This is a genomic window from Streptomyces sp. NPDC050997, from assembly GCF_040660135.1.
Classification (GTDB): Bacteria; Actinomycetota; Actinomycetes; order Streptomycetales; family Streptomycetaceae; genus Streptomyces.
In genome coordinates this window covers 1-19,505 of the sequence record NZ_JBFAGK010000007.1, presented here as the reverse complement: position 1 = coordinate 19,505, position 19,505 = coordinate 1, and the positions used below count along the sequence as shown (strand labels likewise).

The following is a 19,505-nucleotide window of genomic DNA, read 5'->3' as shown; positions in this document are numbered from 1 at the left end:
GGTCCACAAGCCGTGCGGTGCGAGCCGACGGTACAGCCGGGTTCGAGAAGCTCACCCCTCCCGAAACGCAAGGTAAAGCTGCACGCCGGAGGGCACCCATTCACGGGCGCGCGACCTAACGTCGACCGACGCAGTATCGGGAAACCGGAAGAACTGAGAGGACCCCCGGATGGCCACCATCATCAAGGTCGCGTCGGTACCGCCGCTCGACCGCGGCGGAGCCGTCGTCTCGACACCGCTGGTCACCACGTCGTCGGCCGGCGGGGAGAACAGGATCACCAGCGGGATGAGCGTGTACCCGGTCGGCTCCGGGGCGCCGTTGCACTCGCACAACTGCGACGAGCACGTGACGATCCTCGACGGCGAGGCGGAGGTGTGGGTCGACGGCGAGGTGACGAAGCTGGAGCGGTTCGACACCACCTACGTTCCGTCGCCCGTTCCTCATCTCTTCCGGAACATCGGCGACACTCCGCTGCGCATTCTGTGGGTGTACTCCTCGGGCCATGTGACGCGGACCTTCACGGAGACCGGTGAAACGGTGGAACACCTGTCCGCCGAGGACCAGATGGGCAAGGACTGAACACCGGCGCGGTCCTCCGACCCACCGAACGCCGGCTCCGCGTCCGCCACGGTGACCGGCGTTCGCCCTCGCTCCCCTCGGGCAGCGCGCACCTAGGGCCGTTCTGATGGGTCTCCGCGGCGTCGCGACGCCCGGCACGCCCTCCCCCACTGCCCAAGGGCGTGGGGGGACCCCCAACCGCACGGCGCGAAGGGCCAGGTGGCTCCGCCACATGACCCTCCACGCCGCACGCCGATCGCACGCACCGAACGCCGCTCCTTCTCCCACGGAGACCCATCAGAACGGCCCTGGTGCTCAGTGAGCGCTGACGAGTTCCTGGTCGGCGCCGTCCTTCGGGGTCTGTCTGGCACCGCGTATCGCGGCGATGCCGATGAAGACCATGGACGACACTCCGGCGAGCGCGAAGGCGGTGAAGCCCCAGTCGCCGTTGCCCGCGGCGAGCAACTGGCCGCCGAGCCACGGGCCGAAGACGGCGCCGAAGCGGCCCATCCCGGAGGTCCACCCGACGGCGGTGGCGCGGTTGTCGGCGTTGGAGCGGATCGACACCGTCGCGTAGATCATCGTCTGGGCGCTGTTGAGGAACACGCCCGTCAGGAAGACGACGATCATCGTCACGCTCATCGGCATGTGCACGCTGAGCAGGGACACGCCGGCGGCGGTCAGGGCGAACCAGATCGCCGAGATGCGCGGGGCCCCGAAGGCGTCCGCGGCCCGGCCGGCGACCAGCATGCCCACGATGCCGCCGAGGTTGAAGACGACCACGAAGGACAGGGCCGATCCCAGCTCGTAGCCCTCGGCCCGCATCAAGGTGGGCAGCCAGGTGGCGACGCCGTAGACCAGCAGGAGACCGCCGAAGGAGGCCAGCCAGTACAGCAGGGTCTGGATCCACTCGCCGCCGCGGAAGAGGTTGACCAGGTTGGTCCAGCGGTCGGCCGAGCCCTGCTTGCCGGGCTTCGCGGCCGGAAGCTCGACGTCGTAGCGGTCGGCCAGCGCGCGGGCCTCGTCGGTACGGCCCTTGGCGACCAGGAAGCTCAGCGACTCGGGCAGGAACCTGGCGAGCACGGGGGCGAAGAGCAGCGGCAGCACGCAGACCCAGAACGCGGCGCGCCAGCCGACCGGGTCGATGAGCCACTTGGCCACATAGGCGGAGAGGATGCCGCCCGCGTGGTGCGCGGTCATCAGCAGGCCGATGACGATGGCGCCGCGGCCGCGCGGGGCGTAGTCGGAGACCATGCTGATCGCGGTGGGCAGCAGACCGCCGAGGCCGACGCCGGCCAGGGTCCGGCCGAGGCCGAAGACCGCCACGCCGTCCGCGATCGCGCACAGGCCGGAGGCCAGCGAGAAGAGAGTCACGGAGGCGACCATCAGCTTCTTGCGGCCGACCCGGTCGGCGATCGTGCCGGCGGTCAGGGCGCCGACCAGCATGCCGAAGGTGGCGTAGCTGCCGAGGTCGCCGGCGGTGTCCGGGGTGAGGCCGAAGGTCTTCGTCTCCAGCAGGTGCGGCAGCACCGAGCCATAGATGAACATATCGAGGCCGTCGAAGAGCACGGCCAGCCAGCACAGGCCGACGGCCAGAAGGGCCAGTCTGCTGCCGCGGGCGGACAGAGCGGGGGAGGAGGACATCCTTGTATTCCTCTCGTGCGGGCGGGGTGCCCTGACGCTAGAGACCCACGCAGAGATCCGTCAACGTTTTTGTCAACAATCTCATCGACAATTGAGTTCGGCCGAGGTATCAGGCGTCAGGCGTCAGGCGTCACGTGGCGTTACGCGACCGGAGGCGTCCCGTGCGTGTGGAAGGACTCGATGGTCTTCAGGCCCCAGGCCTGCCCCTTCTTCCGCTCCTCCTCGGTCCAGGTGATCAGCGGCCAGTCGGGGGCCAGGACGAGTCGCGTGAGCGGGTTGCACAGCTCGATACGGTTGCCGCCGGGCTCGTAGACGTAGAGGAAGAACGTCTGCTGGATGGCGTGCTTGTGCGGGCCCGTCTCGATGAACACGCCGCTGTCGATGGCGAGGTCGGCCGCGCGCAGGATGTCCTCGCGGGTGTCGGTCGCGAAGGCGATGTGGTGCAGCCTCCCGGCGCTGCCGGTCCAGTCCGAGGTGTAGACGACGTCGTACGACTTGTTCGTGTACGTCAGCCAGCGCGCCGCGACCGTGCCCGTGTCCAGCAGGATCTGCTCGGTGGGCCGGGCGCCCAGCACGTTCTGCTGGAACTCGGAGTTGGCGAGCACGTCGGCGGCGAGGAAGTTGATGTGGTCCAGGCGCCGTACCCCCACACCCCGGTTGGGCTTGGCCTGCGGCTGGTTCTTCAGGGCGGGCCTGAGCTCCTCGGGGGCCCGGTAGTGCTCGCTCTCCCAGTACAGGGCGTGCTCGTGGCCGTCCGGGTCGGTGGTGACGTACAGCTTGCCGAGGCCCGGCTCGTCCTCGACCCAGTGGCCGGTGCCGCCCGCCTCCTCGACCGCCCTGACACGGCGTTCCAGGGCCGCCTCGCTGGAGGTGCGCAGGGCGAGCCGGCCGAGGCCCGGCTGATCGCGGGCGGTGAGCACCAGGCTGTGGCGCTCGTAGTCGTCGAAGGTCCGCAGGTAGACCGTGTCGCCGTCCCGGCCGTTGACGGTGAGCCCGAGATAGTCGGTGAAGAAGGCGACGCTGGCGTCCAGGTCCGGGGTGAACAACTGGGCGTGGCCGATATGGGCGATGTCGCCGAGCGGCGGAGTCATCCTTGGCCTCCTTGGGGTTGCGGGGGAATCGGTGCCGTCTCGGCGGACCGGGGGAAGACGACACCGTCGAAGATCTTGCGGGCGGTGCGGACCACGGCGGTACGGCCGGCGGTGGGCAGGCCGGCGGGGGTGGTCCCGAGGCTGCTCTCCACGTCCAGGAATCCGGTGGGATGTTCGATGCGAACACGGTCGCTGTGGGCGTCGAGTGCCGCGAGGTCCGCGCCCACGCTGCCGTCGATGCGCAGACCGGCCGCCACACTCGCCGCGCCCAGCACTCCGATCGACGGGTGGCAGCGCACCGGAATGAAGGTGCGGGTGGTGATCGCGCCTCCCTCGCGGGGCGGGGCGAGCAGGGTGAGCTTGGGCACGGTGGCGTTCGAGACGTCACCGAGGCCCATCAGCCGGCCCGCCTCCAGACGGATCGCGCGCAGCCGGCCGGCCAGTTCCTGGTCGGCCTCCAGTTCGGCGGGCGGCTCATAGCCGGAGACCTTGAGCGCGGCGGCCACGACGAGGACCGTCGGCATGCCGTTGTCCACGCAGGTCACCGGCGTGCCGTCGATCTCGTCCCGGACGTTGCCGGTGGGCAGCAACGTCCCGGCACCGGGCGGGAACTCGATCACCACCGGCGCGGCCGTCCCGGGCACGCCGGAGATCTCGGCGTCCCCGGTGTAGCGCACCCGGCCGCCGGGGGTCGGGAAGGTCGCCGTGGCGTGGTCACCGGTGTTGACCATGCGGATACGGACGGAGGTCCGCTCCTCCCCCGCCGGCACGAGCCCGCGCTCGACGGCGAACGGGCCGATGCCGGCGAGGAGGTTCCCGCAGTTCTGACGGTCACTCACCTCGGGCTTGTCGACGCCGACTTGGAGGAACAGATAGTCGACGTCGGCCTCCGGGTCGGCCGAGGGAGCGACCACGGCCACCTTGCTGGTGAGCGGGTGCGCGCCGCCCAGGCCGTCGATCTGCCGCTCGTCCGGGCTGCCCATGATGCGCAGCAACAGCGCGTCACGCGGCGCCGGTTCGGCGGGGAGGTCGTCGGCGAGGAAGTAGGCACCCTTGGAGGTGCCGCCCCGCATCAGCAGACAGGGCACCTCCTCCGGCACGGGGGTCACGGCCGCTCCCCCGCGTAGTCCTCGTACGTCTTGTACTCGACGCCGAGGTTCTTCAGAGTGTCCCTCAACCCGTAGCGGTCCAGACCGAGTTGACCGTCGATGAAGGCGGCGCGGGTGGCGGCCTCCTTGGCCTCACGGGCCTCGGACCTCTCGACCGTCTCGCGGGCACGCGCACGCGGTACGACCACGACACCGTCGTCGTCGGCGAGGATCACGTCGCCCGGATGGATCACCTGACCGTCGATGGCGATCGGTACGTTGACCGACCCACCGGTGGCCTTGACCGTGCCCTGCGAGGAGACCGCCCGGGACCAGGCGGCGAAGCCCATCTCCCGCAGCTCCTGGGTGTCGCGGATGCCCGTGTTGATGACGATGCCACGCACACCGCGCTGTTGAAGGGCGGTCGCGAACAGCTCGCCGAACAGGCCGTCCGTGCACGGGGAGGTGGTGGTGACGACCAGGAGGTCGCCCTCGCCGCACTGCTCCACGGCCGCGTGGATCATGAGGTTGTCGCCGGGCCAGCTCAGCACGGTGACCGCGGTGCCGGCGACCCGTACGCCCTGCTGGACGGGACGGATCTCCGGGCCGAGCAGGCCGGTTCGGCCCAGCGCCTCGCTGACGGTGGCCACGCCGAACCCGGCGAGCGCCTCGACGTCCTTCGCGTCCGCCTTCGGCGGGTTGGTGACGATCACGCCGCTCATGCTTCCTCCTTCTGCCGAGCTCCGCCGGACCTCAGCTCGCTCACGCCAGCTCCTTCGCGATCTGCGGGTACGGACGCATGTACGCCTCGGCCATCGTCTTGTGGGTCAGCCCCAGGTTGGGGCCGGCGTTGCGCTTGAGCTGGACGCCCCGGCGCACGGCGAGGTCGGTGTAGTACTCCCACAGGTGCTGCTGGGCGCCGAGGCACTCCATCGCCTTGCGCTTGGTGTCCCACACCTCGGTGATGTCGAGCAGGACCTCGGGCCTGAATCCGCTCATCTCGGGCTGGTGCGGCTCGAAGTAGAAGACCGGCGGGGCGCCGATGATCTCGCCCTCCCCCGGGTAGCCGATGGCCTGGGCGAGGATCCGGGACTCCAGCGCCATGCGGTTGGCTGCCGGGTGGTCGCAGTTGTACGGGTCCTCGACCGGGTGGGTGAGCACGATGTCGGGCTGGGTCTCCCGGTGGACGCCGACGAGCCGGTCGGTCAGCTCGGCGGTGGCCACGAGGGGATAGTCGCCGGCGTCGAAGAAGCGGACCTCGGCACCGAGGGTCGCGGCGGCACGCTCGGCCTCGTCCCGGCGTATCGCCTTGATCTCGTCCAACTGCCTGCCCTCGCGCCAGGCTTTGGCGGACTCGCCCCGCTCGCCGAAGGTCAGGCAGGCGATGGTGACCTTCTCCCCGCGGGAGGCGGCCAGGGCGATGGCTCCGCCGGCCCGCCACACGAAGTCCCCGGCGTGCGCGGTGATGACGAGTGTCGATCGTGGGGTGGCGGGCGCGGCGCCTGCGTGCGTCATTGCTCGAATCGCTCTCTGTTCGGGCGGTTCGCCTCCGGGGCGTCCAGTGTCGAGCCCCGTACCGTGCCCGGCCCTTCGGGCCGCGGCGCGGTCACGCGTTCGCCACCGGTGCGCCCCTTCGGCTCACTCGCCGGGGTGACAGGTGTGCGCCCGCCTCGCGCGGCTCAGCCGCGCAGCGCCTCGATCACGCTGGTGAGGTGGGCACGGACGGCCGTCTCGGCCGCCTGGGGGTCTCTGGACCTGATCGCCTCGATCATTGCCAGATGCTCACTCAGGGACTGCTGCGGACGTCCCGGCCTCAGGGCCAACTGGAAGCGGTGGCGGACCAGTTGGGCGTTGAGCCGCTCCAGCAGCTCCAGGGCCGTCCGCTGACCGGAGAACTCCCGGATCCTGGTGTGCAGTTCGTGGTTGAGGTCGGAGTAGGTCACGGGCTCGCCGTCGGCCACGGCCTTGGTCATCGCCGTACCCAGGTCCGTCAGTTCGGCCAGTTGGTCGTCGTCGGCCAGGGTGGCCACCTTCGCCGCGCACAGCCCTTCGAGGACCATGCGGCACTCGGTGATGGCGACCGCTTCCTCCACGGTCACCACCCGCACCCGCGAGCCACGGTTGCGGATCCGCTCGACGAGACCCTGGGCCTCCAGATCGATCAGTGCCGCACGGATGCTTGCCCGTGTCACACCGAACTGCTCGGCGAGTTCGTTCTCCACCAGCCGCTGCGCCGGTGCCATGTCGCCGTGCAGGATCGCCTGCCGCAGCTGCGCGAGCGCATGCTGTTTGGCTTGCTCTCCGGTGCTCGGACGGGCTTCTTTCGGCATGTGCGCCCTCTCTGAGTGAGTGCCTGTCGAACCTAAATCTAGCCAGACAAGATTGTCAACAATTTTGTCCGCTGTATCGCGGGCACAGTTCGTCGGTGTCGCAGGCATGGATCGTCCACCGGGATTCTCCCCTCACGAGACGGGCGGGACCTCCAGTTGGTCCTCGGCGTGGGCGACGAAGTCATGGACGAGCCGGCGGAAGAGCGTGGCGAGTTGTCCGAGGTCCTCGTCGGACCATCCGGCCAGAGCCATCCCCATGCCTCGGCGACTGACCTCCCGTATGCGCTCGACCGCCGCCATGCCGGCCTCCGTGAGCTGGACGCGCCGAGCCCGCCGGTCCTCCGGGTCGGGGACCCGGACCACATACCCTCCCCGCTCCAACTCCCTTATCTGCCGGGTGACATGGGAGGCCTCCACCGACAGCCGGACCGCCAGCACCCCCGGACGCTGCGGTTCACTCTCACCGATGTGCCGCAGGATGGACACGGCCGCCCGGTCCAGCGCCAGCCCCGCCACCGCCATCAGGCGCTCATGCTGGCGGGCGCGGCCGGCCAGATAGGCGACGCGCGTGAGGGCGCCCTCGATCTCGGCGACGGTCGTGCGGACGGGTGCGGGCGTGAGGGCGGGTGCAGGGGCGGGTGCCGCCGTGGGTGGCTCTGCCGTCATGCGATCACCTTCAGTTGATGGGCGCCCGCACGGAGGCCATCGCCAGGCGCTCCGCACGGACAGGAAATGGTTGCTTGACTTAAGTAACACGCTTATGCTTGCCTAAGTCAAGCAACCACACTCCCCCGTATCCCTGATGGAGGCCCCGCCATGTCCGACGCCCTTGCCCCACCCGCCGGAGCGGGGAAGTCCGCCCCGCCGAAGGCGAACGCCGTGGTGGCGGTACTGGCCCTGGCCGGAATCGTCGTCTCGCTGATGCAGACCCTGGTCATCCCGATCGTCCCGGAGCTGCCCAAACTCCTGGACGCCCCGGCGTCCGACACCGCCTGGGCGGTCACCGCCACCCTGCTCGCCGCCGCCGTCGCCACCCCGGTCGTCGGCCGGCTCGGTGACATGGTCGGCAAGCGGCGCATGCTGATGGTCAGCATCCTGCTGCTGGTGTCCGGCTCGCTGGTCTGCGCGCTCGCCGACTCCCTTGTCCCGATGATCGTCGGCCGCGCCCTGCAGGGCCTGTCGGCCGCCGTGGTGCCGCTGGGCATCAGCATCCTGCGGGACACGGTCCCCTCCGACAGGCTCGCCGGCTCGACGGCGGTGATGAGCGCCTCGCTCGGCGTCGGTGGTGCGCTCGGTCTGCCCACCGCCGCGTTCATCGCGGACAACTGGGACTGGCACATCCTCTTCTGGACCTCCGCCGCCCTCGGCGTCGTCTCCCTCCTCCTCGTCGTGATGTTCGTTCCCGAGTCGCCGGGCCGCGTCGGCGGCCGCTTCGACCTCGTCGGCTCGCTCGGGCTGTCGGCCGGTCTGGTGTCGCTGCTGCTCGCCGTGTCCAAGGGCGCCGACTGGGGCTGGACCTCGGGTACGACGCTGGGCCTGGGTGTCGCCGCCGTCGTGATCCTGACGGCCTGGGGCCGGTGGGAGCTCAAGGCCGAGCAGCCACTGGTCGACCTGCGCACCACCGCCAAGCCCCAGGTGCTCTTCACCAACCTCGCCTCGATCGCCCTCGGCTTCTCGATGTTCGCGATGTCCCTGGTCCTGCCCCAGCTGCTGCAACTGCCCGAGCAGACCGGCTACGGCCTGGGCAGGTCGATGCTGACCGTCGGCCTGGTGCTCGCCCCGCAGGGCCTGGTGATGATGGTCATGTCCGCCGTGTCCGCCCGGATCACCAAGGCCAAGGGCCCCAAGGTCACCCTGCTGATCGGCGCGCTGATCGTCGCGGCGGGCTACGGCCTGAACATCCTCCTGATGAGCGAGGTCTGGCACCTCATCCTGGTCTCCTGCTTCATCGGCGCCGGTATCGGCTTCACCTACGGCGCCCTGCCCGCCCTGATCATGGGCGCCGTGGACCCGTCCCAGACGGGTGCCGCCAACAGCCTCAACACCCTGATGCGGTCCCTGGGCACGTCCTTCGCCAGCGCCATCGCCGGCGTCATCATGGCCCAGATGACCACGGACTTCGGCGGCTACGCCCTGCCTTCAGAGAACGGGTTCAAGGTGGTCATGGCCATCGGCGCCGGCGCCGCCCTGCTGGCCTTCGCCGTCGCCTCCCTCATCCCGAAGCAGCGCCCGGCCGGGGAAACCGCGCCCACGGACGGCCCGGCGCAGTCCGTGGAGGTCACCGCGGCCAAGGCCTGACACCGACGCACCTGACCGGACGCCGGGCGGCCTCCCTCACCGAGGGAGGCCGCCCGGCGTCGTCGCCCGACGTGCGTATCGAATCAGGTCGCGGACGCGGGGTCCGGCACGCCCGTCCGCGGCGGTGCCGTCGTTCCGCGGATCTCCAGGGTCGGCGCGGCCAGATGGGTCCGGCCCGCTCCCCCGGTCCCGTCGAAGCGGTCCAGCAGACAGCGGGCGGCGCGTCGGCCGACCTCGTGGCCGGCGTTGTCGACCGTGGTGAGCCACAGGTGGCGCAGCCGGGAGATGCTCGTGTTGTCGTAGCCCGTGACGGACAGGTCCTCGGGGACGCGCAGGCCCAGTTCCTCGGCGGCCGACAGCGCGCCGACGGCGGCGATGTCGTTGACGGCAACGATCGCGGTCGGACGTTCGCGTCGGCTCAGCAGCCGGACGGTCGCGCGGAAGCCGCCCTCCTCCGTCATGTCGCCGGCCTCGACGGGCGCCTGGCCGGCCGGGCCGTGGGCGCGCATCACCGCCTCGAAGCTGCGTCGGCGCAGCTCGCCGACGGCGCCGTAGCCCGCGAGGTGCGCGATGCGGCGGTGGCCGAGCGCGATGAGGTGCTCGGTGATCAGTCGGGCGCCCCGCTCGTCGTCGCCGGCGACGACGTCAACCCCGGCCGGCACCGGCTCACGGGCGCCCGCGACGACGACCGGCATGCGGGCGGCGACCGGCCCGAGCGCGGCCGGGTCGGGGAGGGTGCCGACCACGACCAGGCCGTCGACCTGGAGGTCGAGGAAGGGCCGGGCGAGGTCCTGGCCGGTGCGGCGGTTGAGGCGGGCGTCGCCCAGCAGCATGTGCAGGCCATGGTCGTGCAGCAGCGAGTTCAGGCCGTCGAGGAGGTCGACGAACCAGGGGTTGCGCAGGTCGTTCAGGAGCACGCCCACCGTCCGTGTGCGCTGCTCGCTGAGGCTGCGGGCGGCGGCGTTCGGGCGGTAGCCGAGTTCGCGGACGGCCCGCAGCACGGCCTCCCGGCGCTCCGGCCGTACCTGCTCGGAGCCGCGCAGCACCAGCGAGACCAGCGACTTGGAGACACCGGCCCGCTCGGCCACGTCCCGGATCGTCGGCTGTCTCATGTCCTGGACCGTTCCATGGCCCGTCGGCCTTGTCAAAGGCGGACGAAGGGCGGACGAAGGGCGGGCGATGAGCAGGCTATGGGCAGGTGATGGGCACGCGAAGGGGCTTGACACCTGCTGGAGTGCCGCCCAGGGTGGGTCGGGCAAGGAATGGACCGGTCCAAAGAGGGGCTCATGGTGGATGCGCTCGGTGTCGCCGTCGTCGGGTTCGGCTGGATGGGCCGGGTGCACACCCAGGCGTACACCCGGGTCCCGCACCACTACCCGCGGCTCGGGCTGCGCCCGGAGCTGGTGACCGTCGCCGAGGAGGCGCCCGGCCGGGCCGAGGAGGCCGCCGCGCAGTTCGGCTTCGCCTCGACGACCCGCGACTGGCGAGAGGTCGCCGCCGATCCGCGCGTCCAGGCGGTCAGCATCACCGCCCCGAACTTCCTGCACCGCGAGATCGGTGTGGCGATGGCCGAGGCAGGCAAGCACATCTGGATCGAGAAGCCGGTCGGCCTCTCCGTGGCGGACGCCCGGGCGGTGGCCGACGCGGTCACCGGGGCGGGCGTCCGGGGCGCGGTCGGCTTCAACTACCGCAACGCGCCCGCCGTCGAGACGGCCCGGTCGCTGATCGCCTCCGGTGACATCGGCACGGTCACCCATGTCCGCGTCCGGCTGTTCAGCGACTACGCGGCGCATCCCGAGGGGGCGCTCAGCTGGCGGTACGAGCGGGAGCGCGGCGGCAGCGGAGTGCTGGGCGACCTGGCCTCGCACGGCGCCGACCTGGCCCGCCATCTGCTCGGCGACATCACCTCCCTCACCGCCGACACGGCGATCTTCGTACCGGAACGCGCCCGTCCCACCGGTGTCACCGCCGGTCACAGCCGTGCCTCCGGCGGCGAACTCGGCCCCGTGGAGAACGAGGACTACGTCAACTGTCTGCTGCGCTTCGCCTCCGGCGCCCGCGGCGTGCTGGAGGCCTGCCGGGTCTCGGTCGGCGAACAGAACAACTACGGCTTCGAGGTGCACGGCACCAAGGGCGCGGTGTTCTGGGACTTCCGCCGGATGAACGAACTCGGCGTCAGCCGCGGCGGCCACTACCAGGACCAGCCGGTCAGCACGGTGTACGTCGGCCCGGGCGACGGCGAGTTCGGCGCGTTCCAGCCCGGAGCCGCCAACGCGATGGGCTACGACGACCTGAAGGTCGTGGAGGCGTACCGCTTCCTCCGGTCGATCGCCGAGGGCACCTCGCACGGGGCCACACTCACGGACGCCGTGCACAGTGCCGCCGTAGTGGACGCCATGGCACGGTCCGCCGAGAGCCGGACGTGGGTGGACGTACACCCGGGAGAGTGTCCCTAGGGCCACCCCCGATCCGGTTCTCAGGCCCAGCGACGGCGGGCCCCGGGGACGGCAGGCTTCGATACGTCGGCACACCCGCCGGCGGATCCGCCTCACCGACTCCCGGGGGAACCCATGAACGAAACCATCGCCAGGCGCCTGACGGGCCTCGCGGGCATCACCGCGGCCGCCGCCCTGATCGTCGAAGTACCGCTGTACTTCGTCTACTCGGGCCCGCCACCGGACGCGAACGTCCTGACCAGGCTGCTGCTGGGGATCGTAGGGTTGGCGTCCCTGGTGGTGTTCATGACGGCCTTCCGTGAACTGGTGAAGCGGGTGAGTCCCGCCCACGAGTGGGTCGGCTCGATGGCCTTCGCCACCGGGCTGGTCTACGCGACGGTCACCCTCGTCTCCAGCGGTCTGGAGGCGGGCGCGGTCATCGCGGCCGACCGCCCGATCGACCCGACGATCGACGTCAGCGGCACCTACATCCTGTACGGGTCGATCTCCCGGCTGATGCTGGCGCTGTTCCTGACCGCGTTCGGGTACGCCGTCTCCCGTACCCGGCTGCTGCCACGCTGGACCGGCCGGTCGGCGTACGTCCTCGCGGGGATCAACGTGGCCTTCGTGCCGTCCCTGTTCTTCGGCAACACCCCGGCCGACTTCTACGCGGCGAACGGCTGGGGCACCACCGCGCTGATGGGAGCCGTCCTCAGCTACTGGCTGCTGGCGCTGGGCATCTCCCTCTGCCGCAGCGCCGGATCACCGGTGCCGACGCACTGAGCGACGGCCGCGCGTCACCCGGCCGTCGCCTGCGGCGGCATGTTGTACGGCGTGACCACCTGGATCGCCGACGGCAGTGTCGGGCCGGCCGGCGGCAGGGCGTCATGGGCGCGCATCACGATGTGGCAGGCCTCGCGCATGTCCTGGCGCAGGTCGTGGTGGAGGACGGCGGACAGGCGTTGCTCGCGCAGCAGGCGGGTGTTGTCGTGGTCGAGGTCGTGTGCCACGAAGACCGCGCACTCGCGGTCCAGGTCGTCGAAGGCCCGCAGGGTGGCGATGTTGCCGCCGCCGATCGAGTAGACGGCGCGGATGTCCGGGTCGCGCCGCAGCGCGGCCCGGACCAGGTCGTACTGGGTGGCGTCCAGCCCCTGCCCCTCGGCGATCTCGACCAGGGTGCGCTCCGGGTGCCGGGCACGCATCGCGCCGCGGAAACCCATCTCGCGCTCCTCCTCGTTGCGGAAGAAGCCGCTGCTGAGGCTGGTGAGCACATTGCCGGGGCGGTCGCCGAGCCACTGGCCCATGAGGTAGGCGGCGGTCGCTCCGGCGGCCCGGTTGTCGATGCCGACGTAGGCGAGGCGTGCCGAGGAGGGCAGGTCGGTGACGAGGGTGACGACGGGGATGCCCGCCTCCGCGAGCCGGCTGACGGCGGCGGCGACCCCGGGGACGTCCGGTGCCTTGAGCACCACTCCCTGCGAACCGCGTCGGGCGATCCGGTCCAGGGTCCTGGTCAGTTCCTCCACGGGGCCGGTCTCCCGGAAGTGGAAGCGCGAGCGCACGACCGCCGGGTGCAGGGACGGCAACTCGGCCTCCAGGGCGGCCTGTACGGCGGTGGAGAACCGCTCCGGAGTCTGCATCACGATGTCGATCATGAAGGTGCGGCCGACCAGGCGGACCTGGGTGCGCTGCCTGTCCAGGTCCTCGATGGCCTGGCGGACCTCGCGTTCGGTGCTCTCCCGCACCCCGCCCCGCCCGTTCAGGACCCGGTCGACGGTGGCCTCGCTCAGGCCCGCCTGACGTGCGATCTCCCGGATCGGGAAGGGGTGGCCCACGGACGGCTCCTTGAGGGATTTTTGATGGCCCACTGCTGGTTGTTCGAGGGGTTTGTACTGACAACAATGACAGAGCCGCGTCGCCCCCTCGCGACCGGATCCGTGTCGCATCCCGTGACCGAAAGTAGGACGACGATGTCCCTCACCGCCGCTCAGCAGCGGGCCTGGCTGACCGAGCAGGACTGTGATCTCGACGTCTTCCGCGCACTCGTCGAGCGCACGACGGACCTCGCCGACCATCCGCACGCCTCGGCCGTGGAGGACAACGTCCTCGTCTACGACAGTGAGCGGCTGCGCGCGGCCGGCGCGACCCGTGAGGTGCGGGCCGAGCTGGTCCACGCCCTCACGGACGGCCCCGGCATCGTCGTCTTCCGGTCCGCCTTCCCGGACCCGGCCGTCGTCGACCGGCTCACCGGTGTCTTCGACGCCCTGATCACCGAGCAGCGCGCCTCGGGCGCAGACGCGGGCGACCACTTCGCCGCGCCGGGCGCCAACGACCGGGTGTGGAACGCGCTGGAGAAGGCGGCCCTCTACGACCCGGAGGCGTTCGCCGACTACTACGCCAACGACATCCTGGCGCTGGTCTCGACCGCCTGGCTGGGCCCGGGCTACCAGGTGACCTCACAGGTCAACGTCGTCAATCCGGGGGGCGCCGCGCAGACCGTGCACCGCGACTACCACCTGGGGTTCCTCTCCAACGAGGCGGCCGCCGCCTATCCCGGGCATGTGCACCGCCTCTCGCCCATGCTCACGCTGCAGGGCGCGGTGGCGCACTGTGACATGCCCGTGGAGTCGGGCCCGACGCTGTACCTGCCGTACTCGCAGACCTTCGAGCCCGGCTACCTCGCCTGGCGACTCCCGGATTTCCAGGCGCACTTCAAGGCGCACCACGTCCAGCTCCCGCTGGCGAAGGGCGACGCCGTCTTCTTCAACCCGGCGCTGTTCCACGCCGCAGGCACCAACCACACGCTGGACGTACGGCGGGTGGCCAACCTGCTCCAGGTGTCCTCGGCCTTCGGCCGGGCGATGGAGACGGTGGACCGGGAGGCGGTGGCCAACGCGGTGTTCCCGGTGCTGCGCCGGCGTCTGGCCGACGGTGTGGGCGAGGAGTGGCTGGAGCGGGTGATCGCGGCGAGCGCCGAGGGCTACCCGTTCCCCACCAACCTCGACAGCGACCCGCCGGTCCACGGTCTGGCCCCGCCCTCCCAGGCGGACGTCGTACGACGGGCACTGGAGCAGGGATGGACCCCGCGTGCGCTGCGCGACGAGTTGCGGGCCGGCGCCGTACGGCGCGAAAGCTGAAGGGGCCCGGAACTCATGGGACTTCTCGACGACAAGGTCGTCCTCGTCAACGGCGGCAGCCAGGGCGCGGGCGACGACTGGCGCGCGGAGGCCGCCGCCCGGCTGCCGATGGGCAAGCTCGGCCGGCCCGACGAGATCGCCGACTTCGTCGTCTTCCTGCTGTCGGAACGGTCCGGAGTCGTCACCGGTTCGGTGATCGACTGGGACCAGAACGTCCTCGGCGGCCTCGACTGACCTTCCCCCTCCGCTCGTAAGAACCCGCACCCAAGGAGCAACACCCTCATGCGTATCGGAATCCTCGGCCTCGGCCGTATCGGCGCCTTCCACGCCGAAACCCTCTCCGGACTCGACGCGGTCGAGTCGCTCGTCCTGGCCGACCCGTTCGCGGACGCCGCCAAGTCCGCCGCCGAACGGTTCGGCGGCGAGGTCGCGGACTCCCCCGAGGCCGTGCTGGCGGCCGGGGTGGACGGCATCGTCGTGGCGGCGGCCACCGACGCCCACCCCGCGCTGATCCTGGCCGCCGTCGAGGCGGGCGTGCCCGTGTTCTGCGAGAAGCCCGTCGCGAAGACCATGCGCGAGGGCGTCGAGGTACTCAAGGCCGTCCAGGGCGCGGACGTGCCGATCCAGATCGGCTACAACCGCCGCTTCGACGTCGGGTTCGTCGCCGCCCGGGCCGCCGTGCAGGGCGGTGAGCTGGGCAAGCTGCACACCGTCCGGTCGACCACGCTGGACCCGGCGCCGCCGCCGCCCGCGTACATCGCCGCCTCCGGGGGCATCTTCCGGGACTGCTCGGTGCACGACTTCGACATCATCCGCTGGGTGACCGGCCGGGAGGTGACCGAGGTGTACGCGGTCGGCGGCAACCGGGGCGCCGACTACATCAAGGAGGCGGGCGACGCCGACACCACCGGCGCGATCCTCACCCTGGACGACGGCACCATCGCGGTGGTCTCCAACTCCCGCCACAACGCCCGGGGTTACGACGTCCGCATGGAGATCCACGGTTTCACGGACTCCATCGCCGTCGGCCTGGAGGACAAGCTGCCGCTGCGTTCGGTCGAGCCGGGCGTGACCTTCCCGGCGGGCACCCCGCACGACTTCTTCATGGACCGCTTCACCGCCGCCTACCGTGCCGAACTCACCGCGTTCACCGAGGTCGTGGCCGGCACCCGGCCCTCCCCGTGCACGATCGAGGACGCCCTGGAGGCCGGCTGGATCGCCGACGCGTGCACCCTGTCGCTGCACGAACACCGTCCCGTCACCATCCAGGAGGTACGGCAGGCATGAGCGGAACGGGCCCAGAACCGCTGCGCATCGGAGTACTGGGCGCGGCACGCATCACCGAACGCTCCCTGGTGGACCCGGCCCGGGCGACCGGCCACCGCCTGGTCGCGGTAGCCGCCCGCGACCGGTCCCGTGCCAAGGCCTTCGCGACGGCCCACGGTGTGGAACGGGTGGCGGACTCCTACGCCGAACTGCTCGCCGACCCCGAGATCGACGTCGTCTACAACCCGCTCGCCAACGGCCTGCACGGCCCGTGGAACCTGGCCGCCCTCGCGGCGGGCAAGCACGTCCTGACGGAGAAGCCGTCGGCGAGCAACGCCGAGGAGGCGGCCGAGGTCCGGGAGGCGGCGGTGAAGGCCGGGACCGTCTTCATGGAGGGCTTCCACTACCTCTTCCACCCCGTCACCCGGCGCCTGCACGAGATCCTGCGGAGCGGTGAACTCGGGGAGCTGCGACGGGTGGAGACCATGGTCGCCATACCCGCGCCGGACGACGTGGACCCCCGCTGGTCGCTGCCCCTGGCCGGTGGCGCCGTGATGGACCTGGGCTGCTACAGCCTGCACGCGGTGCGGATGCTGGCCCCCTGGGCGGGCGGCGCGCCGCGGCTGGACTCCGCGCGGGGCGGGGAGCGGGCGGGGGCGCCCGGAGTCGACGAGTGGCTGGACGCCGAGCTGGAGTTCCCGGGCGGGGCGACCGCGTCGGCGCGCTGCCACATGGCGTACGACCGGCTGGAGATGAGCTGCCGGATCGTCGGTTCCCGGGGCGAGGCGAGCGCGCCGAACTTCGTGCTGCCACAGCTGGACGACCGGGTCGTGGTGCGGACGGCGGAGGGTGAGCGGACCGAGCGACTCGGCACGCGGTCGTCGTACGCGTACCAGCTGGAGGCGTTCGCGGCAGGTGTCCGCGAGGGCACCGCGCTGCCGCTGGGCGCGGACGACGCGGTCGCGACGATGGCGCTGATCGACGGCTGCTACCGCGCGGCCGGGTTCGAGCCGCGGCCGCGCACCACGCTCGCGAACTGAGAGCTCCGGGGAATTCTCACGGAAAGAGGGCCGGGGGAATCCCCGGCCCTCTTTCGTCACCCGGTCAGGAAAGTCGTCAAGCGAGTCTGTCGTCAAGCGAGTCGTCAGGAGAGTCGACGCCCCGTCATTCCTGGTACAGCGCGGGCCGGTCGACCAGCTCCACCTCGACCCGGCCGCCCTCCTCCAGCGCCCGCACCCCGGCCTCGCACACCGCGGCCGCCGCGTAGCCGTCCCACACGCTCGGGCCGGTGACCTCGCCGCGGCGGGTGGCGTCGACCCAGGCCTGGATCTCGCGGTCGTAGGCGTCGGCGAAGCGTTCGGTGAAGTCCTGGGCGATCGTGCCGCCCCAGCGGCCGGCCATGTTGGTGACCATGGCGTGGCCGTCCCCGATGCGTGCGGTGCCGCGTTCGCAGACCATTTCGGCCTGGACCTGGTAGCCGAAGCCGCAGTTGACGAACATCTCGACATCGACGATCGCGCCGCCGTCGGTTTCGAACACGACGAACTGGGGGTCCTGCAGGTCGTCGGGCGCGTTCGCCGACGGCCGCGGACGCAGCACGGTGACCGCCGTGATCTCATGCCCGAGCAGCCAGCGGGCCACGTCCGTCTCGTGCGCGACGGAGTCACTGATGAGCATGTCGCTGGTGAACCCGGGCGGACTGGCCGCGTTGCGATGCCGGTTGTGGAGCATCAGCGGGCGGCCCAACTGCCCCGTCCCCAGAAGGGACTTGAGCTTCATGTACTCGGCGTCGTAGCGCCGCATGAAGCCGACCTGGACCCGGCGTCGGCCCAGGCTCACCTCCGCCTCCATGACCCGCGCCGCGGAGGCCGCGTCCGGGGTGAGCGGCTTCTCGCACAGGACGGGCAGGTCGCGCTCGAAGGCCGCCAGCAGGGCCGCCTCGTGGGCGGGGCCGGGGGAGGCGACCAGGACGGCGTCGACGTCCGCCGCCGCCATCGCGGCGGCCGGGTCGGTGTAGGCGGTGCAGCCGTCGACGGGGGCCGCGACGGCCTTGGCCCGTTCCGCGTCGACGTCAACGACGGCGGTCACCCGGGCTCCGCTGGTGAGCTGCTGGATCCGGCGCACATGGTCGGCGCCCATTCTTCCGGTACCGATGACTGCGATTCCGAGCGGGCCAGGGTGGGTCATGGTCGTCCCTTCGGGATGGTCAGGCGCCGCAGGACCTCAGGAACGTACGGGTGCGCACCGCGATCGGCAGCGGCCGGTCCGGTTCGCACGGGTACATGTCCTGCTCGACGATCGCGAACAGTTCCACTCCGAGTCTCTGCGCGGCCACCAGTACCGGCTCCAACTCCGGTACTCCGGACGGCGGTTCGCACATCACCCCGCGCTGCACGGCGGGCCCGAACGGCACCTCGTCGCGGACCACGTCGGCGAGGACCGCCGGGTCGACCTGCTTGAGGTGGAGGTAGCCGATGCGCTCCCCGTACGCCTCGATCAGCTTGACGCTGTCGCCGCCGCAGTACGCGTAGTGCCCGGTGTCCAGGCACAGGTTGACCAGACTCGGAGTCGGTCGAGTCGAGGAACCGCTCGACGTGGTCCTCGGTCGACTCCCAGACCGAGGGGCCGCGGTGCAGGCCGGTGAAGACCGTTCCCGCGGACACCCTCAGGTTCCGTCTGTCCACCTCGTCGGTGAGACGGGCCGGGTCGGTCGGCAGATAGCCGTACGGGCCCAGTTCGATCCAGGATTGACGCCCTCCCCTGCCCGAGGGCAGGAGATTCCGGTCCGTACCGCTACGCGGTACCACCATGGGTTCCTGTTTCACAGGCCACCGCCGACCGGTAACACCTCCACCCTGAAGGGTGGAGCACTGGGCAAGTGTTCGGCAGCCGGCCTCGGCGACCTCGTCCAGAAAGCGTTCCCAAGGCACCTGGCCCGGGTCGTCCGGGAACCAGACGCCCCAGGAGTCGGGCGCCGAGCCGACCCGGATCCGGTCGAGCGAGGCAGCCATCTCAGGCCTTTCCCTCGCCGGAGGTGGTGGCGGGGGTGGGGGTGGTGGCGGGGGCGGTGGCGGTGGCGGTCAGGTCGCCCTCTCCGGGGAGTTCTTCGACGTCGACGCCGCGGACCGTGCTCAACTCGTGTTTGAGGGCCACGAGTTCGGCGCCGCCGGCCATGTGGTTGGTGAGCTCCTCGAGGCTGACCTCGTCACGGGAGGCGTTCAGCTCCATGGTGCCCAGACGCAGGACGCTGAAGTGGTCGCCGACCATGTAGGCGTGGTGCGGGTTGTGGGTGATGAAGATGACGCCGAGGCCGCGGTCGCGGGCGGCGGCGATGTACTTCAGGACCACGCCGGACTGCTTGACACCCAGGGCGGCCGTCGGCTCATCGAGGATGAGGACCCGTGCGCCGAAGTAGACGGCGCGGGCGATGGCCACACACTGCCGCTGGCCGCCCGACAGGGTCCCGATGGGCTGTTCCAGGTCGTCGAGGACGATGCCCATCTCACGCAGCTCGTGGTCCGCGGTCTTCTTCATCGCCTCGATGTCGAGACGCCGGATCGGCCACGGGCCCTTGGTCATCTCGGAGCCGAGGAAGAAGTTGCGCCACACCGGCATCAGCGGGACGGTCGCGAGGTCCTGGTAGACGGTGGCGATGCCCTT

Annotated in this window: 18 protein-coding genes and 3 pseudogenes; 8 read left to right on the top strand and 13 right to left on the bottom strand. The window is 71.0% G+C overall.

Going from position 1 to position 19,505, the window contains the following annotated elements:
• Positions 1-169: 169 nt before the first annotated feature.
• Complete coding sequence (locus AB0H86_RS17620; protein WP_362438659.1) at positions 170-580, top strand: cupin domain-containing protein; 411 nt, start codon at positions 170-172, stop codon at positions 578-580.
• A 294-nt stretch (positions 581-874) separates the two neighbouring features.
• On the opposite strand, the gene AB0H86_RS17615 is transcribed toward AB0H86_RS17620, so the two are convergent.
• The 7 genes from AB0H86_RS17615 to AB0H86_RS17585 form a co-directional block, all read right to left on the bottom strand.
• Positions 875-2,203, bottom strand: coding sequence for an aromatic acid/H+ symport family MFS transporter (locus tag AB0H86_RS17615; RefSeq protein WP_362438656.1), 1,329 nt, complete (start codon positions 2,201-2,203; stop codon positions 875-877).
• A gap of 140 nt (positions 2,204-2,343) precedes the next feature.
• Positions 2,344-3,294 (bottom strand): catechol 2,3-dioxygenase, encoded by a 951-nt coding sequence (locus AB0H86_RS17610; RefSeq protein ID WP_362438653.1) that lies wholly within the window; start codon positions 3,292-3,294, stop codon positions 2,344-2,346.
• Positions 3,291-4,403 carry a 4-oxalomesaconate tautomerase gene (locus tag AB0H86_RS17605; RefSeq protein ID WP_362438650.1) on the bottom strand — a complete coding sequence of 371 codons (1,113 nt, stop codon included), beginning with the start codon at positions 4,401-4,403 and terminating at the stop codon, positions 3,291-3,293. The genes AB0H86_RS17610 and AB0H86_RS17605 overlap by 4 nt, the downstream gene beginning before the upstream one ends.
• Positions 4,400-5,104 carry a 4-carboxy-4-hydroxy-2-oxoadipate aldolase/oxaloacetate decarboxylase gene (locus AB0H86_RS17600; protein WP_362438647.1) on the bottom strand — a complete coding sequence of 235 codons (705 nt, stop codon included), beginning with the start codon at positions 5,102-5,104 and terminating at the stop codon, positions 4,400-4,402. Before AB0H86_RS17600 ends, AB0H86_RS17605 begins: the two co-directional genes overlap by 4 nt.
• Before the next feature lie 40 nt (positions 5,105-5,144).
• Positions 5,145-5,897: a PIG-L deacetylase family protein gene (locus tag AB0H86_RS17595; protein ID WP_362438644.1), complete on the bottom strand. Its 753-nt coding sequence runs from the start codon at positions 5,895-5,897 to the stop codon at positions 5,145-5,147.
• A gap of 164 nt (positions 5,898-6,061) precedes the next feature.
• A complete protein-coding gene (locus AB0H86_RS17590) occupies positions 6,062-6,712 on the bottom strand; it encodes a GntR family transcriptional regulator (RefSeq protein ID WP_362438641.1) in 651 nt (216 codons plus the stop codon).
• Between the two features lie 132 nt (positions 6,713-6,844).
• Positions 6,845-7,378, bottom strand: coding sequence for a MarR family transcriptional regulator (locus tag AB0H86_RS17585; protein WP_362438638.1), 534 nt, complete (start codon positions 7,376-7,378; stop codon positions 6,845-6,847).
• 150 nt (positions 7,379-7,528) lie between these two features.
• On the opposite strand from AB0H86_RS17585, the gene AB0H86_RS17580 reads away from it, so the two are divergent.
• Complete coding sequence (locus tag AB0H86_RS17580; RefSeq protein ID WP_362438634.1) at positions 7,529-9,010, top strand: MFS transporter; 1,482 nt, start codon at positions 7,529-7,531, stop codon at positions 9,008-9,010.
• An 83-nt stretch (positions 9,011-9,093) separates the two neighbouring features.
• Here the strand turns inward: AB0H86_RS17580 and AB0H86_RS17575 are convergent, their stop codons facing one another.
• Positions 9,094-10,122, bottom strand: a complete 1,029-nt coding sequence (locus AB0H86_RS17575; protein ID WP_362438631.1) for a LacI family DNA-binding transcriptional regulator — start codon at positions 10,120-10,122, stop codon at positions 9,094-9,096.
• 174 nt (positions 10,123-10,296) lie between these two features.
• On the opposite strand from AB0H86_RS17575, the gene AB0H86_RS17570 reads away from it, so the two are divergent.
• Together AB0H86_RS17570 and AB0H86_RS17565 are read left to right on the top strand one after the other, a co-directional pair.
• Positions 10,297-11,466, top strand: coding sequence for a Gfo/Idh/MocA family oxidoreductase (locus AB0H86_RS17570; RefSeq protein WP_362438628.1), 1,170 nt, complete (start codon positions 10,297-10,299; stop codon positions 11,464-11,466).
• 114 nt (positions 11,467-11,580) lie between these two features.
• Positions 11,581-12,228 carry a hypothetical protein gene (locus tag AB0H86_RS17565; RefSeq protein WP_362438625.1) on the top strand — a complete coding sequence of 216 codons (648 nt, stop codon included), beginning with the start codon at positions 11,581-11,583 and terminating at the stop codon, positions 12,226-12,228.
• A 14-nt stretch (positions 12,229-12,242) separates the two neighbouring features.
• Here the strand turns inward: AB0H86_RS17565 and AB0H86_RS17560 are convergent, their stop codons facing one another.
• The gene (locus AB0H86_RS17560) at positions 12,243-13,277 is read right to left on the bottom strand and encodes a LacI family DNA-binding transcriptional regulator (RefSeq protein WP_362438622.1); all 1,035 of its coding nucleotides are present in this window, start codon (positions 13,275-13,277) and stop codon (positions 12,243-12,245) included.
• 135 nt (positions 13,278-13,412) lie between these two features.
• Between AB0H86_RS17560 and AB0H86_RS17555 the strand changes: the two genes are divergently transcribed.
• The 4 genes and pseudogenes from AB0H86_RS17555 (at position 13,413) to AB0H86_RS17540 (ending at position 16,885) form a co-directional block, all read left to right on the top strand.
• Positions 13,413-14,579 carry a phytanoyl-CoA dioxygenase family protein gene (locus AB0H86_RS17555; protein ID WP_362438619.1) on the top strand — a complete coding sequence of 389 codons (1,167 nt, stop codon included), beginning with the start codon at positions 13,413-13,415 and terminating at the stop codon, positions 14,577-14,579.
• Between the two features lie 63 nt (positions 14,580-14,642).
• Positions 14,643-14,813: pseudogene (locus tag AB0H86_RS17550) on the top strand (SDR family oxidoreductase); the annotation flags it as partial.
• Positions 14,814-14,861: 48 nt separating this feature from the next.
• The gene (locus AB0H86_RS17545) at positions 14,862-15,866 is read left to right on the top strand and encodes a Gfo/Idh/MocA family oxidoreductase (protein ID WP_362438616.1); all 1,005 of its coding nucleotides are present in this window, start codon (positions 14,862-14,864) and stop codon (positions 15,864-15,866) included.
• On the top strand, positions 15,863-16,885 hold the full coding sequence (locus tag AB0H86_RS17540; RefSeq protein ID WP_362438613.1) for a Gfo/Idh/MocA family oxidoreductase: 1,023 nt from the start codon (positions 15,863-15,865) through the stop codon (positions 16,883-16,885). Before AB0H86_RS17545 ends, AB0H86_RS17540 begins: the two co-directional genes overlap by 4 nt.
• A gap of 124 nt (positions 16,886-17,009) precedes the next feature.
• On the opposite strand, the gene AB0H86_RS17535 is transcribed toward AB0H86_RS17540, so the two are convergent.
• The 4 genes and pseudogenes from AB0H86_RS17535 to AB0H86_RS17520 form a co-directional block, all read right to left on the bottom strand.
• Positions 17,010-18,032 (bottom strand): Gfo/Idh/MocA family oxidoreductase, encoded by a 1,023-nt coding sequence (locus tag AB0H86_RS17535; protein WP_362438610.1) that lies wholly within the window; start codon positions 18,030-18,032, stop codon positions 17,010-17,012.
• 19 nt (positions 18,033-18,051) lie between these two features.
• Positions 18,052-18,592 (bottom strand): annotated as a pseudogene (locus AB0H86_RS17530) (sugar phosphate isomerase/epimerase); the annotation flags it as partial.
• Positions 18,593-18,733: 141 nt separating this feature from the next.
• Positions 18,734-18,856: pseudogene (locus AB0H86_RS17525) on the bottom strand (2-keto-myo-inositol dehydratase); the annotation flags it as partial.
• Position 18,857: 1 nt separating this feature from the next.
• A partial coding sequence (locus AB0H86_RS17520) for an ATP-binding cassette domain-containing protein (RefSeq protein ID WP_362438607.1) occupies positions 18,858-19,505 on the bottom strand: 648 nt, incomplete at its 5' end.